Source organism: Alcaligenes endophyticus, assembly GCF_026344035.1.
Classification (GTDB): domain Bacteria; phylum Pseudomonadota; class Gammaproteobacteria; order Burkholderiales; family Burkholderiaceae_B; genus Alcaligenes; species Alcaligenes endophyticus.
The window spans coordinates 65,492-79,195 of sequence record NZ_JAPKND010000002.1 but is presented as its reverse complement, the minus strand read 5'-3'; the positions used below and the strand labels follow the sequence as shown (position 1 = coordinate 79,195).

Below are 13,704 nucleotides of genomic sequence, written 5' to 3'. Positions count from 1 at the left end.
GCATTTAACAACGGCCAGGCTACTTCTATCGTTTGCATGCATACCCTAGTCATGCTTTACCGAGGTCACCCATGAGTCAGACAGCAGAATTGCTGACCAAAGTACCCGGCTACGAGTACTTTCGCGCGCTGCCAAAAACAGCCCTATTGGGCTTGGCCGCTACCGTACTTGCAGCTATTTTTGCCCTACTGCTCTGGAGCCGCGGCCCTACGTATCAGGTGCTTTTTTCTAATATCGATGACCGGGACGGCGGCGCTATTGTCACGGCCTTAGGGCAAATGAACGTGCCCTACCAGTTTGGCGCTAACGGCTCTTCTATTCTCGTTCCCCAAGACCGTGTCCACGAAGCACGTATGAGCCTTGCCGGCCAAGGTTTGCCACGGGCAGGCAATGCAGGCTTTGAGCTACTTGACCAAAGTCGCTTCGGTGCCAGTCAGTTCACCGAACAAGTTACTTACCAGCGGGCACTTGAGGGCGAGTTGGCTAACTCCATCAAAGCCGTACACGCAGTACAAGAAGCACGCGTACATTTAGCCGTACCACGCGAAACCTTGTTTGTGCGCGACCGACAAGCCCCTACTGCATCCGTAGTACTCACTTTATTTCCTGGCAGAACGCTGGCCGAGGGGCAAGTCGATGCCATCACTTGGTTAATCTCATCCAGCGTTCCAAACCTTACCGCCGACAAAGTCTCTGTCATTGACCAACAAGGCCGTTTACTCACCGCTCCTTTGGGCGAAGCCGGAGTAGACAATCAACAACGAAACTTTGTGAACGACATAGAACATCGTTCAGTACAGCGTATTCTGACTTTGCTCAACCCACTAGTCGGCGCAGGCAATGTCCGCGCGCAGGTCAGCGCAGAGGTGGACTTCTCACGCCGCGAACAAACGTCGGAAGTCTACAAGCCCAACCAGCTTCCCGGGCAGGCAGCCATACGCAGCCAGCAAACTAGCTCATCCCTACAGCATAATGTGCAACCTGCCGAAGGGGTTCCCGGTGCACTGAGCAATCAGCCCCCCGCTCCAGCAACGGCCAATATTGTTAATCCACCGCCCCCCCCCAATACAGTTCCTGTCAATAATGCGAACCCATCCACCACTCCGGTTACTGACCCCGGCCTACAAGCCCTAGAGGAGCAAAGCCGCCTGCTACAGGGTAGTGGGAACGCTCGCAATGACAACACAGTGAACTACGAGGTGGATCGCACGATCAGTCATGTCAAGGGGCCTGCGGGGGAACTCAAACGTCTAGCTGTCGCCGTTGTCATTAACTACAAAGAGCAAGAAACCGAACCCGAAGCGCTCTCTACCGATGAGCTGGACAACATCCGCGAATTGGTTAAACAAGCGGTAGGCTTTAATGTCGAGCGTGGTGACACCATCAGCGTGGTCAACGGCATATTCAATGAGCAGCGCGAGCGTAGCCTGCCTTTCTGGAAAAATCCTGAATACATCGAGCTGGCGATGGATATCATTAAATACCTAGTGTTCGCGTTTATTTTGTTCTTAGCCTGGCGCATTATGATCAACCCTATCATTCAAGGGTTAATTCAGGCCAAAGCCGAGGCCGACGCACGCCAAGAAGCTAAAAATGAAATAAAAGAACGCGCGCAAGCCGAAGAGCTTAAGCACCAAATGATCAGTCGCTATGAAGATAATCTCACCACGGCGCGAGGTATGGCTGACAAAGACCCACGCGCTGTAGCCATGGTGCTGCGCTCCTGGATCAACAATAAAGATGAAAAAAATGTCAACGGATAAACCAGAAAATCTGCTTGAGCGCAGTGCTGTCTTAATGATGGCGCTAGGAGAAGATGCCGCAGCCGAAGTTTTCCGCTACCTTAGCCCACGAGAAGTCCAGCAGTTGAGTACCGCTATGGCAGGGTTAAAACAACTAACCCGTGCCGATATGGAAGCCGCACTCGAAAGCTTTCGCGAAGAAGCCGAGCAGTTTATGGCGGTTAACGTCGACACAAATGCCTACATACGCTCAGTGCTTAATAAAGCGCTGGGTACAGACCGTGCAGCCGGGCTGATCGAAGACATCCTTGACGCAACCCAAGGTACCAGCAGCGGTATTGATGCTTTAAATTGGCTCGATGCCTCCAGTGTGGCTGAGCTTATCGCCGATGAACACCCGCAAATCATTGCTACTATTTTGGTCCACCTTGAGCGTGATCGCGCGGCCGACATCCTAACCTTTATTCCTGAGCGCTTACGCGACGATGTGATTCTGCGCATCGCCACCTTTGGTGGCGTACAACCGGCTGCACTCACTGAACTCACCGAAGTGCTTAACTCCATGCTATCTGGTCAAGGCGCTAAACGCAGCAAAATGGGGGGGCCACGTACGGCAGCAGAAATGCTGAACTACATGAATGCCAGCCAAGAAGAGTCCATTTTGGGAAGTTTACGCAATATGGATGCCGATTTGACTCAGCGCATCGTCGAGGAAATGTTCGTATTCGAGAACTTGGCCGATGTCGAAGACACAGCCATCCAATTATTGCTCAAAGAGGTTGAAACCACCGCGCTTACCGTGGCACTCAAGGGCGCACCGGAAGAATTACGCGAGAAATTCTTCCGCAACATGTCGAACCGGGCTGCTGAGATGTTACGCGAAGACATCGAGGCACAAGGCCCGATACGCATGTCTAAAGTAGAACAAGAACAAAAAGAAATCGTCCAAGTGGCACGCCGTCTTGCCGAAGCAGGTCAAATCACCCTAGGAGCCATGAGCGGGGACGAATATGTCTAATCGCCTCAGTGCTTACAAGGCGATGCAATCAGACTGGCATCGCTGGGAGATGCAAGACTTAGACGAGTCCAAAGCGCTCACACCCGAGGCTACTATTGAGCCAATTCCTACACCTGAGGAACTGGCTGCGCAAGCTAAGGCTCAGCTCGAACAAGCACAAGCCGATGGCCACCACGAGGGCTACCAGCTCGGACAGCAGCAAGGCTATCAAAGTGGTTACGACAAAGGGCAAGCTGAGGGCTATGCTGCTGGCCAAACAGCAGGCTATCAAGCAGGAATGGACGATGCTCAAGCGCAATTAGCGAGCCACAAAGCGCTTTTCGAACAATTGACGCTGCGGTGCAGTGAGTCAATTGGCGAGCTGAACGAAAGCATGGGTCAGGCTCTTATACGCTTAGCGATTGATATCGCGGAACATGTTTTAGCGGACACGATCACCCTACGCCCCGAATCCATATTGGGAATCGTCCATCAAGTTCTTCACCAAGATCCCACTGACCAAAGTCTACTGACCCTAGTGCTGCATCCTGATGACCTAGATATTGTTAAACAATACCTGCAGGAGCAAGTTGATACACGTCCCTGGCGCTTGCAAGCAGATGCACAATTGCAGCGAGGCGATTGTATTGCTCGCTCTGCCTATGGCGACATTGATGCCACCTTACGCACCCGTTGGCGGCGTAGTATCGGGGCGTTAGCGCAGACTCCCCCGATACAAAACAGCACTTGCTCTAGCGGCTCCAGTTCTCTGTCGCATGGATAAACACGGCTACTGCCCCTCTATGCCCATAGAGCAACGCTGGCAAAGCCAATTGCTCGCTGCGGCACAGCGCTTGCATGCTGTCTCCCCCATCCTGCAAGGTGGACGCATTGTGCGTGCTACGGGCCTAGTGCTTCAAGCGACTGGTTTACGCCTGCCCGTGGGCGCCGCATGCAAAATCGAAATTTCTGCTGCACAAGAGCTTTGGGCAGAGGCCGAAGTCGTGGGCTTTGAAGGGAACTCTTTGTACCTTATGCCCCAAAGCGAAATCTCGGGTCTTACTCCCGGAGCAAGGGTATTACCTTTAGAAAATGAAGTACTTCCACCGGTACCATTACCTTGCTCAGCCTTACGAGATACGCCGTTACAACAAGCGCGTGCGCGTCAATTACCTGTGGGTATGGGGCTACTCGGGCGGGTTCTAGACGGAGCCGGCCGCCCTCTGGATGACCTAGGCCCACTACAAAACACTGAGACGCAATCACTGATGGGCCCTAGCATTAACCCATTACAACGGGCCCCCATTGATACCGTACTCGATGTCGGAGTCCGAGCGATCAACGGCCTACTCACCGTAGGCAGGGGGCAGCGCATGGGGCTGTTTGCTGGCTCGGGGGTAGGAAAAAGCGTACTGCTTGGCATGATGGCCCGGTACACCCAAGCCGATGTGATCGTGGTAGGCCTGATTGGTGAGCGAGGCCGAGAAGTCAAAGAGTTTATCGAGCACAATCTTGGGCAAGAGGGGCTACAGCGCTCGGTGGTCGTTGCCGCACCCGCTGACGTGTCACCGTCCTTACGCCTTCAAGGGGCCGTATACGCTACTCGGTTAGCGGAGTATTTCCGTGATCAAGGCAAACATGTCTTGCTTATCATGGACTCACTGACTCGGTATGCCATGGCACAGCGAGAAATCGCCCTAGCCATAGGTGAACCACCGGCAACCAAAGGATACCCCCCATCCGTTTTTGCTAAGCTTCCCGCCTTGGTCGAACGAGCAGGCAACGGTGCCGTCAACGATAACGGCGAAGCAGGCTCGATTACCGCTTTCTATACGGTGCTAACCGAAGGCGACGACCAACAAGACCCTATTGCCGACTCCGCACGAGCCATCTTAGATGGCCACGTTGTACTTAGCCGCAGTTTGGCAGAAACCGGACATTATCCAGCCATCGATATCGAAGCCTCTATTTCACGTGTCATGTCTAGCATCGTAGAGCAGGACCAACTGCGTTTAGTGCACCGTTTTAAAGGCTTGCTCTCTAGCTATCAACGGAACCGAGATCTTATTGCCGTGGGTGCCTACAGCAAAGGCAACGACGCTCGTATTGATGAAGCAATCGAACGCTATCCTTGGTTAGAAGCCTATTTGCAACAAGATATGCACGCACGCGTCGATGTCCCTCGAGCGCAACAAGAGTTACAGGCCATTCTAGGTAAAGGAGTCTAATATGAAACCCAGCAACTCGTTAGATTTACTGGTAGATTTAGGCCAAAACCATTTAGAACAAGCCGGTCAGCAACTTCATAGCATCAGCAGTCAACAGCGGGCAGCAGCAGAACAATTGGAAATGTTGCAGGGCTACCGCCAAGATTACGCCCAGCGTTTACTGGAAGCCGGCCGAACTGGTTTGACTATGTCGAATTACCATAATTTTGTACGCTTTATCGCCACATTGGATGAGGCCATTCAGCAGCAAAATAAGATACTCCAGAAACTGGACGATAAAGTATCGGCCAGTCGCGACAATTGGAACGAAAAACGTGTGCGCGTGAACGCCTACGAAACCTTAGTCGAACGCCGCCAGTACCGTGCTCTGAAAGAACAAGCACGTCAAGAACAAATTCAAACCGATGAAATTTCTGCCCGCCTGTACGCCAAAGCGCAAGGCACATACTAAAGGAGTCAGTCGTGAGCAGCCCATTAGTTCTTACCGCTACCTTAGCCTCTGGTGCTAACACACGCACGGCCCCGTCTGACAGTACCCCACACAATACTGACATAAGCCCCAACTCCCCCTTTGCGGGCTTATTGCAGGTTTATAGTCATTTACAGCAAAATACCGAATTGCCTGCACAAGAACTAACTAAAGCGGTTAAGGCTTTAGTGGCAGGAAAAAAACTTACCCCCGATGACGCCATAGAATCCCCCCATGTCACTCAGACCAATAAGCCCGAGGACACCCCACAAGCAGTCATCGATGATAACTCTGACAATGAAAAAGAAGGCGCACTGCCCCTATTAGCTTTACAGATTTTGCACGAGGCTAAAGCACTACAGCCAAGCTCCCTCCCAAAAACAGATCATACAAAAGCGCTTGCGGCCCCAGACCTACCCTTGGCTAGGGCAATCGACAAACATGCGGCTGCCCAGCCCGTAAACAGCACTACTATCCGCCCAGACTTCGAACCCGACCTAGCAAACACGCCAAGCAACAACAAAAAAACCGTGCCCAGCGCCTCGAAAGAGCCAAGTACAAAACCACTCGCGACCTCTCTGATCAACGTAAGCGCTCACTCCAACCTGCCTGCTACAAACAGCCAGCAGTCTACAAACGTAAGCGCTGAACAAGTCGTGCTCCAAACGTCTGCCGCCCCTGAGCCAATCGCCTCCCACCCTGCTCTGAACGTACAGACGAACAACGCAATCAGTACTAGTCCCGTAACGCCCCCCTCTGCCGCCCCTATCCAAGATGCTATAAACCTTCAAAAACCAGGGTGGACACAGCAGTTAGGCCAACATTTTATTAAGCTCGTCACCCAAGACAACCACTCATGGCAATCGGCTGAAATTCGCCTTGATCCGCCCGAACTAGGTCCGCTACGCATCAGCTTGCATGTACAAGACGGCATTGCACACGCGTTAATTAGCTCGCCCCATGCTTTGGTGCGTCAAACCATAGAACAGTCATTAAGCCAACTGCAACAGCAGTTGGCCGACAATGGCCTCAGTTTGGGCCAAGCCAACGTCAGTGACCAAAGCAATACCGAGCAGTTTCAACAGTCCCTCGCCGAGTTTGCCCAGCAAACAGGTCAACGCAACAGCATGTCAGTGGGCGCGGCCTCTACACAGCTAGCAGAGCAAGTAGCGCTAACGCCACAACGAACCCTCGCCGTAGATGCCTTGGTTGACACCTATGCCTAAGTCAACGCTCTATCACTTAACCCTGCAAACACATGCACTCAGACACAATGGACAGATCTACCAAGAAAAGTCCGCCCTATTCTGCGCGTCCGATTGCGAGTCCTTCAGGCATAATTAAGCCGTTGTGGCTATTCAACCCATTACTTTCAGTTAATGTTAACTGTTCACATTTGATTGCCTAAAAGTCTCATGGCTGCTAAATCCAGATTTGCGCGCTTTGCTATTAACCTCTTGGTGGTGTTACTGATCATTTTGATCAGTGTGGGCGTTACCCTATACTACTCTTGGAAACAAGATAGTCGCCCCAGTTGGGCTACATGGGGACAATCGTCAGCACAAGCCTCTGTAGCAAATCCTCTGCCCGCGGCCCCACCGCCAAACACAGAAAAGCCCATTTTCGCCGGGCTTGAACCTTTTACGGTAACGCTGAATGAACACGGTAGAGCGCGGATTCTTTACGTAGGTATCAGCCTGCAAGTGCCCGACGACAACTCACGCAAAATAATCCAAGAGTTCATGCCGGTAGTCCGAGATCGTGTTTTACAAATTTTGGCTGAGCAAATTCCCAGTCGCATTCAAACTCCTGAAGGACGGGAAGACTTAGTACACAGCCTTAGCAAAGGGCTACAAACTCCCTACGAACCTACAAACGTAGCACCACGTATTAACAATGTGTTGTTCACGGCTTTTGTGATCCAATAATGTCGTATCAAAGCTTCCTATCTCAGGACGAAGTTGATGCTCTACTCGCTGGGGTTACCGGTGAAGGTGTAGATGCCAAACCACGCATAGAAAACAATAGCGGGGTACGCGCCTACGATCTCACCTCGCCTGATCGCGTAGTACGCCATCGTATGCAAACGCTGGAGCTCATCAACGAGCGCTTTGCTAGACGATTGCGCAGCACCATGCTCAGCTTCATGCGTCGTAATGCGGATATCACTGTCGGGGCGATTAAAATTCAGAAATACTCGGATTTTGAGCGCAACCTGCCCGTCCCCAGCAACCTAAATATGGTAGGGCTGAAACCCCTACGTGGCGTTTCCCTCTTTACCTTTGACCCAAATCTGGTTTTTCTCATTATTGATAGCCTATTTGGGGGGCATGGTCGTTATAACACGCGCATTGAGGGGCGTGACTTCACTACCACCGAGCAACGTATTATTCAGCGTTTGCTAACCCTTACCCTCGACAGCTACTGCCAAGCTTGGGAAACCGCCTACCCCCTAGAAGCTGAGTATATACGCTCAGAAATGCATACCAAGTTTGCCAGTATTAGCAGCGGTAACGATATCGTTGTGGTCAGCTCGTTTAATATCGAGTTCGGCTCTCAAGGCGGCAATTTAAACATTTGCCTCCCGTACTCCATGATAGAACCGGTACGCGACATACTAACGCGCCCTCTACAAGATAAAAGCGCCGGTGCCATTGACCAGCGTTGGATACATCAACTGTCACGCCAAGTACGAAGTGCTGAAGTCGAACTCATTGCAGACTTCCAACACCTAGACATGACTATTGCACAGCTATTACGCTTACGTGTGAACGATATTCTACCCATAGAAATTCCAGAAACCGTCCAAGCACACGTAGATGGTGTACCCGTACTAGAGTGTCTTTATGGCACCTCCAATGGTCGCTATGCTTTACGCGTACAAGATATCCTCACCACCAATGAATCTGACATTCCACAAGGTACCTGAACATGACTGATCCCCAGATTCCTAACGACGATCAGCACACTCCGGCTGAAGACGACTGGGCAGCCGCCTTAGCTGAACAAGCGGCTGGCGAACAACAGACACCCCACAGCAACCAAGCCCAAGGTTTAGGTCAAAATGCTGATGACGATTGGGCATCTGCGCTTGCCGAGCAGGCTGCAGCAAGCGGTAGCTCCGTTGAGCCAGCCAGCAATCTGTTTCAACCTATACGCAGCGCCCCCACGGTGAGTGGCAGCGATATAGACATGATTATGGATATCCCAGTACAGCTATCGGTAGAGCTAGGCCGTACCCGCCTGACCATCAAAAACATATTGCAGTTGGGACAAGGTTCGGTCGTAGAGCTTGACGGTCTGGCCGGGGAACCGCTAGATATCTATGTAAATGGTTATTTAATCGCTCAAGGCGAAGTCGTCGTGGTCGATGAAAAGTACGGGGTTCGAGTGACTGACATTATTACTCCCTCAGACCGCATACAACGCCTTAATAGCCGTCGATAAACCATGGATGAAAGCAGCTTACTGCGCGTTGTCGTCAGTCTTTTCTGCGTCGTACTGCTGATACTTTTTGCTGCCTGGCTCAGTAAGCGTCAAGGCTGGCTCAAAACCCATGAAAATCGGCGGATTAAAATTATTGCTAGCCAGCGCTTAGGCGCCCGGGCATCCTTGCTCATCGTCAGCATAGATAACACTGAGATCGTGCTGGGGGTAACGCCACAACAAATCAACCTACTGCATACCCTCGACGATAAAAAAAGCTTCCAACAGCACTTGAACGAAGCTAACGATCCATCATGATGCGCCACTCCACTTACCCTTTTTCGCGCTATTTGCTGCTAGCACTTTGCGCGCTGGGGCTTGCAGGGCTGACACTCATTCCCCATGCGGCCTGGAGCCAAACCCTGCCAGCCTTAAGCAGCTCGGTCAATGCGGCCGGACAACAAACATGGTCACTCAGCGTGCAAACCTTGCTGCTCTTGACCATGATGTCTTTTCTTCCCGCCATGTTGCTCATGATGACGGGATTCACACGCGTTATTATTGTCTTAGGTTTACTCCGTAATGCCATGGGTACGGGTGCCTCTCCCCCTAATACAGTGTTAGTGGGTTTGGCCTTGTTTTTAACCTTTTTCGTGATGTCCCCTGTCTTTGATGAGGTATATCTGCAAGCATACAAGCCTTTAGCCGAAGATAGCATTAGCTTTGAAACGGCACTAGAGCGTGGAGTTGAGCCTCTCAAAACATTCATGCTGCACCAAACTCGCGAAGCGGATCTACGCTTATTCAGCGATATGGCACAAGTAGGCGAGCTACAGTCTCCCGCTGACACCCCATTGCGTGTTTTAGTACCCGCCTTTGTTACCAGTGAACTAAAAACAGCCTTTCAAATCGGCTTCACCATATTTATTCCTTTCTTAATCATAGACTTGGTTATCGCCAGTGTCTTGATGTCTTTAGGTATGATGATGGTGCCACCAGTCACTATTTCACTGCCTTTCAAACTTATGCTGTTCGTCTTGGCAGATGGTTGGCATTTGCTCCTTGGGTCTCTCGCACGCAGCTTTTATCAATAAACACTATGACTCCTGAAACCGTAATGTCCATGACCTATACAGCGCTCAAGCTGGCTTTGTTCATGGCTGGCCCATTGCTATTAGTCACCTTGACTGTAGGTTTAGTCATCAGTATTTTCCAAGCGGCTACCCAAGTCAACGAAATGACCCTAGCCTTTATTCCCAAGCTGTTAGCAGCCGGTCTTGCCGTAGTATTAATGGGCCCCTGGCTTATCAGTACCATGGTCGATTATATGCAGGGCTTATTGCGTGGTATCCCCGGCTTAGTCAACTAAGGTCACGACTGCCCGTGGTTTCTTTCACCTTAGAACAACTCTACGCATGGATCAACGCCTTTTTATGGCCTTTCTGCCGTATTCTGGCCATGCTAGCCATCAGTCCGTTGTTTGGTGAGTCCTCTATACCAAAACGATTAAAAATAGGTTTAGCGGCACTGATTAGCATCGTTGTCGCACCGTCACTCTACCCACTACCTGACATTCCTCCGGGCTCCTATGACGCTTTATGGCTAATGATTCAGCAAGTACTTATTGGCTTGGCGCTGGGTCTAAGCATACGTATTGTGTTTGCGGCGTTTCAAATTGCAGGAGAGTTTATCGGTTTACAGATGGGTTTATCGTTTGCCTCGTTCTTTGATCCCGCTACTGGATCAAACACAGCAGTCTTGTCTCGGCTACTTAATATCATTGCTGTATTAATTTTCTTAGCATTAAATGCCCACTTGTTAGTCTTAGGAGTGTTAGTGCGTACTTTCGAGATTGTCCCCATTGCCCAAGGCGCGCTCGACATCAATGGCTGGGGAGCCTTACTCGATTGGAGTGCCCAACTTATGGTGTCGGGCATGCTGATGGCACTGCCACTTATTATCGTCTTGCTCACGATCAACTTAGCTTTCGGAATTTTGAACCGTACAGCCCAACAATTAACAATTTTCGCTGTAGGCTTTCCTATCAGTCTGACAATAGGACTTTTATTGCTCACCGTTGTGCTGCCGCAAACCACCAACTTTTTTATTATGATGTTTAATAACACTTACGAGGCTATGTTAAAAATTGCCACCGGCTTGGCGGGTCGCTAGCACCCTAGCCTAGCATTACGGTGTAAAAGATCGCGGTGGCGCAACGCTAATTGCAGCTCGGCTAGCGTATGCCAACCTTGTTGCTGTGCCTTACGAAGTAACACTAACGCTAAGCTTGCCGCCAAAAAGGTATCCCCTAAGGCATCATGCCTATCCTGATCTGCGGGGTTAATTCCGCAATACCCTAAACAATCATCCAACCCTTGTGCTTGCCCTTGCCAATCGGGTAACACTAACGCTGCCAAACGGGTTAAATCCAAACATAACACATCGAACTTACCCCATGCATGACGTTTCCAAGCCCGCCGCAAAAAAGCCAAGTCAAAATCAGCGTCATAAGCCAACAACACGCTATTAGAGGCTCCATGCAAGAACTCACGCAACACATGCGCCTCGGGATGCCCATAGCGCTGCTCTTCTGGTCGTATTTCATGAATCAAACGACTGTCAGGCTGCACCGCCCCCTGCGTGTCAATCAAGGCAGACCACGCACTACCTAGGTCTAATGCCTGGGCCTGAATGCGCATACTAGCAATTTGCACAATATGATGTTTATCGGCCAGCAAACCACTTGTTTCGGTATCAAACACCGTAAAATTGAGTTCATTTAACGCTGAATGATTAGGGGGCGCGCTATACACAGGCGCGGCGTAGCGCGCGCTAGATGGGCTGGATAGACGAGCTTTTACAAGCGCTGTATACCGATGCCACACACTCATAGACGATACCTATACGCCAGATCACGCTGCAGTTGCCTTACGTGACGCAGGCTTTCACGCAACACTCGCGCATCCAATTGACTAAGGCTGTCAAGCTGAATCAGATTGCTCAGCGGTACCCCTTGCTTCAGTTGACACTGATGAGTCTGCAAACGCAGCAGTTGTAAATAGCGATAACTTTCCTCATACGTTTTTGCCTGCTCTGCACTATATTGTTGTTTCTGGCGTAAAAACTCCAACCTAGCTAAAGTCCCTGGCTCACTACAGGCATGCGCTAATGCCAGCACGCGAATACAGTCCACCATCGGGGTCATGGCCTGCTTCTTGATGTCCACCGTATTACTACCTGGCCCCACAAACGCTTCTAAACGACTGGGTACGCGGCCCGAAGGAACTCGACTGTCTATCGCAGCCTGTGCTAGTAAACGCTGAAAAACTGGTTGATCTTGCACTAAAGCCAGTAAACGACGCCATAAACGAACTAAAGGCTTGGGGTCGCCCCACACCGTGCGACAGTCAAAATAGATGGTGGACTGCAACAACTGCTCCGGTGCGGGCCGTTCGACAATATGCTGAAAACGCCGTAACCACTCGTGCTCTGATAAACAAAGCTCGGGATTACTGGCCATAATATTACCTGTGCACCAACGCAGGCCACACTCATCCAATGCCTTATTAATATTCAGCGCAAAAGCCGTTAAGGCCTGCCGGCATGTTTCTATATCATGCTCATCACTTGTTTGAAAAACTATCCCATTATCTTGGTCGGTGTGGCGTGTTTGCTCTGCACGGGCCTCACTACCAAACACCAGCCAAGAAAACGTTAGCTGACGAGCTAGAGCATGACGCGGGAGCTCTAACTCAATCAAGCGACACACCGTGTGATCATTAAACTGAGTGATCAAACGTGTGAGTTGCTCGGCTCTGGCACCATGAGCCAGCATGGCATCCACCAAACGGTTCAAATCACCCTGCAATTGCTTAATGGTAGCTAAATCGCCTGCGTGGCGTATTGCTCTAGACAGATGTACAAGGTCTACCCGCTGCAAGGAAAATATATCGCGCTCTGACACCACCCCTATCGCAGTAGGCCCATCTACTAAACATATATGTCCAATATGATGCTCCGCCATGAGCAAGGCTGCGTCAAAGGCATTATGGCTGCCGGATAACACTAATGGCTCCGGAGTCATCAGCTCACCAACCGCCTGATGGGCGTGATATGAGCCACTCGCAATAAGCTTACGTAAATCACGTAATGTGAAGATGCCTAATAAATGCTGTTGATCGTTTACCACCACCATACTACTGACTTGATAGTCATGCATGCGCCGCACTACCAGTTGTACTGCTGTATCAGGTGTACACGACAACAAACTTCTAGGGCAAAGATCAGACAACAAAACATCTAAAGTATAGCTGCCACCCAAATAAGCTTTAGCATTCTTCTGCGCCGCATGAAACACGGTGTTCAATAGACTACTTGCCCCTTGCAAACAGAAGTCACGAAAAGCCGTCGACACAGACAACAAATGGGCGCATGCCTGATGCGGTAACAAGAGACAAAAACTTTCTTCCGCAGCAATATAGGTTTGTGCAGTAGGTTCTGCTTGCAACAGACTAGCGATGGGAAAGAGCTCACCGGCCTGGAACTCGGCAGGCTCTTCGGCCGTACTTTGAATACGTCCCTTGCGCACAATGAATAAGCCATATGAGGCAAACTGTGCATCTGCTTGCAGCACTACCTCGTGCTGATCGTAGTAACGCATTACACAGTGATCGACCAAATACTCGCAGTGCGAGCGTTCCATTTGATCAAAAGGTGGGTAATGAACCAACCATTGCACGATTCCAGGTGCTTTTTGACGCACTGAGGTTTGCTCTACTGAACGAGTTGAGCTGCCTGCGACTTGCATAGTGAACTCCAGTTCTTTGTACTGCTAGAACATTA

Annotated in this window: 15 protein-coding genes; 13 read left to right on the top strand and 2 right to left on the bottom strand. The window is 50.7% G+C overall.

The genetic code is table 11. The annotated features are described in order from the left end of the window. Positions 1 to 71: 71 nt before the first annotated feature. From fliF to fliR, 13 genes are all read left to right on the top strand, one after another. Positions 72 to 1,763 carry a flagellar basal-body MS-ring/collar protein FliF gene (gene fliF, locus OSH01_RS04780; RefSeq protein ID WP_266122935.1) on the top strand — a complete coding sequence of 564 codons (1,692 nt, stop codon included), beginning with the start codon at positions 72 to 74 and terminating at the stop codon, positions 1,761 to 1,763. Beyond that, the gene (gene fliG, locus OSH01_RS04775) at positions 1,741 to 2,760 is read left to right on the top strand and encodes a flagellar motor switch protein FliG (RefSeq protein WP_376918121.1); all 1,020 of its coding nucleotides are present in this window, start codon (positions 1,741 to 1,743) and stop codon (positions 2,758 to 2,760) included. The genes fliF and fliG overlap by 23 nt, the downstream gene beginning before the upstream one ends. Next, on the top strand, positions 2,753 to 3,523 hold the full coding sequence (gene fliH / locus OSH01_RS04770; RefSeq protein WP_266122934.1) for a flagellar assembly protein FliH: 771 nt from the start codon (positions 2,753 to 2,755) through the stop codon (positions 3,521 to 3,523). The genes fliG and fliH overlap by 8 nt, the downstream gene beginning before the upstream one ends. Next, positions 3,516 to 4,967 (top strand): flagellar protein export ATPase FliI, encoded by a 1,452-nt coding sequence (gene fliI / locus OSH01_RS04765; RefSeq protein ID WP_266122933.1) that lies wholly within the window; start codon positions 3,516 to 3,518, stop codon positions 4,965 to 4,967. The genes fliH and fliI overlap by 8 nt, the downstream gene beginning before the upstream one ends. A gap of 1 nt (position 4,968) precedes the next feature. Next, on the top strand, positions 4,969 to 5,418 hold the full coding sequence (fliJ, locus tag OSH01_RS04760) for a flagellar export protein FliJ (protein WP_266122932.1): 450 nt from the start codon (positions 4,969 to 4,971) through the stop codon (positions 5,416 to 5,418). 11 nt (positions 5,419 to 5,429) lie between these two features. Then, on the top strand, positions 5,430 to 6,662 hold the full coding sequence (locus OSH01_RS04755; protein WP_266122931.1) for a flagellar hook-length control protein FliK: 1,233 nt from the start codon (positions 5,430 to 5,432) through the stop codon (positions 6,660 to 6,662). A gap of 189 nt (positions 6,663 to 6,851) precedes the next feature. Continuing rightward, positions 6,852 to 7,364: a flagellar basal body-associated FliL family protein gene (locus OSH01_RS04750; RefSeq protein WP_266122930.1), complete on the top strand. Its 513-nt coding sequence runs from the start codon at positions 6,852 to 6,854 to the stop codon at positions 7,362 to 7,364. After that, positions 7,364 to 8,365: a flagellar motor switch protein FliM gene (gene fliM, locus OSH01_RS04745; protein ID WP_266122929.1), complete on the top strand. Its 1,002-nt coding sequence runs from the start codon at positions 7,364 to 7,366 to the stop codon at positions 8,363 to 8,365. Before OSH01_RS04750 ends, fliM begins: the two co-directional genes overlap by 1 nt. Positions 8,366 to 8,367: 2 nt before the next feature. After that, a complete protein-coding gene (gene fliN / locus OSH01_RS04740) occupies positions 8,368 to 8,883 on the top strand; it encodes a flagellar motor switch protein FliN (protein ID WP_266122928.1) in 516 nt (171 codons plus the stop codon). A 3-nt stretch (positions 8,884 to 8,886) separates the two neighbouring features. Next, positions 8,887 to 9,180, top strand: coding sequence for a flagellar biosynthetic protein FliO (fliO, locus tag OSH01_RS04735; protein WP_266122927.1), 294 nt, complete (start codon positions 8,887 to 8,889; stop codon positions 9,178 to 9,180). Then, a complete protein-coding gene (gene fliP / locus OSH01_RS04730) occupies positions 9,177 to 9,956 on the top strand; it encodes a flagellar type III secretion system pore protein FliP (RefSeq protein WP_266122926.1) in 780 nt (259 codons plus the stop codon). The genes fliO and fliP overlap by 4 nt, the downstream gene beginning before the upstream one ends. 5 nt (positions 9,957 to 9,961) lie before the next feature. Further along, on the top strand, positions 9,962 to 10,231 hold the full coding sequence (fliQ, locus tag OSH01_RS04725) for a flagellar biosynthesis protein FliQ (protein ID WP_266122925.1): 270 nt from the start codon (positions 9,962 to 9,964) through the stop codon (positions 10,229 to 10,231). A 14-nt stretch (positions 10,232 to 10,245) separates the two neighbouring features. Further along, positions 10,246 to 11,034, top strand: coding sequence for a flagellar biosynthetic protein FliR (gene fliR, locus OSH01_RS04720; RefSeq protein WP_266122924.1), 789 nt, complete (start codon positions 10,246 to 10,248; stop codon positions 11,032 to 11,034). Here fliR and OSH01_RS04715 read toward each other — a convergent pair. Together OSH01_RS04715 and OSH01_RS04710 are read right to left on the bottom strand one after the other, a co-directional pair. Next, entirely contained in the window at positions 11,031 to 11,753 is a 723-nt protein-coding gene (locus OSH01_RS04715; protein ID WP_266122923.1) for a 3'-5' exonuclease, read from the bottom strand. The genes fliR and OSH01_RS04715 overlap by 4 nt on opposite strands. After that, entirely contained in the window at positions 11,750 to 13,669 is a 1,920-nt protein-coding gene (locus tag OSH01_RS04710; RefSeq protein WP_266122922.1) for a DUF294 nucleotidyltransferase-like domain-containing protein, read from the bottom strand. The genes OSH01_RS04715 and OSH01_RS04710 overlap by 4 nt, the downstream gene beginning before the upstream one ends. Between the last annotated feature and the right edge of the window lie 35 nt (positions 13,670 to 13,704).

What these genes read in the sequence shown, in the direction of transcription:
- fliF (WP_266122935.1), top strand. Translation starts at nt 72, where the DNA reads ATGAGTCAGACAGCAGAATTGCTGACCAAAGTACCCGGCTACGAGTAC.
- fliG (WP_376918121.1), top strand. Translation starts at nt 1,741, where the DNA reads ATGAAAAAAATGTCAACGGATAAACCAGAAAATCTGCTTGAGCGCAGT.
- fliH (WP_266122934.1), top strand. Translation starts at nt 2,753, where the DNA reads ATGTCTAATCGCCTCAGTGCTTACAAGGCGATGCAATCAGACTGGCAT.
- fliI (WP_266122933.1), top strand. Translation starts at nt 3,516, where the DNA reads ATGGATAAACACGGCTACTGCCCCTCTATGCCCATAGAGCAACGCTGG.
- fliJ (WP_266122932.1), top strand. Translation starts at nt 4,969, where the DNA reads ATGAAACCCAGCAACTCGTTAGATTTACTGGTAGATTTAGGCCAAAAC.
- OSH01_RS04750 (WP_266122930.1), top strand. Translation starts at nt 6,852, where the DNA reads ATGGCTGCTAAATCCAGATTTGCGCGCTTTGCTATTAACCTCTTGGTG.
- fliM (WP_266122929.1), top strand. Translation starts at nt 7,364, where the DNA reads ATGTCGTATCAAAGCTTCCTATCTCAGGACGAAGTTGATGCTCTACTC.
- fliN (WP_266122928.1), top strand. Translation starts at nt 8,368, where the DNA reads ATGACTGATCCCCAGATTCCTAACGACGATCAGCACACTCCGGCTGAA.
- fliO (WP_266122927.1), top strand. Translation starts at nt 8,887, where the DNA reads ATGGATGAAAGCAGCTTACTGCGCGTTGTCGTCAGTCTTTTCTGCGTC.
- fliP (WP_266122926.1), top strand. Translation starts at nt 9,177, where the DNA reads ATGATGCGCCACTCCACTTACCCTTTTTCGCGCTATTTGCTGCTAGCA.
- fliQ (WP_266122925.1), top strand. Translation starts at nt 9,962, where the DNA reads ATGACTCCTGAAACCGTAATGTCCATGACCTATACAGCGCTCAAGCTG.
- OSH01_RS04715 (WP_266122923.1), bottom strand. Translation starts at nt 11,753, where the DNA reads ATGAGTGTGTGGCATCGGTATACAGCGCTTGTAAAAGCTCGTCTATCC.
- OSH01_RS04710 (WP_266122922.1), bottom strand. Translation starts at nt 13,669, where the DNA reads ATGCAAGTCGCAGGCAGCTCAACTCGTTCAGTAGAGCAAACCTCAGTG.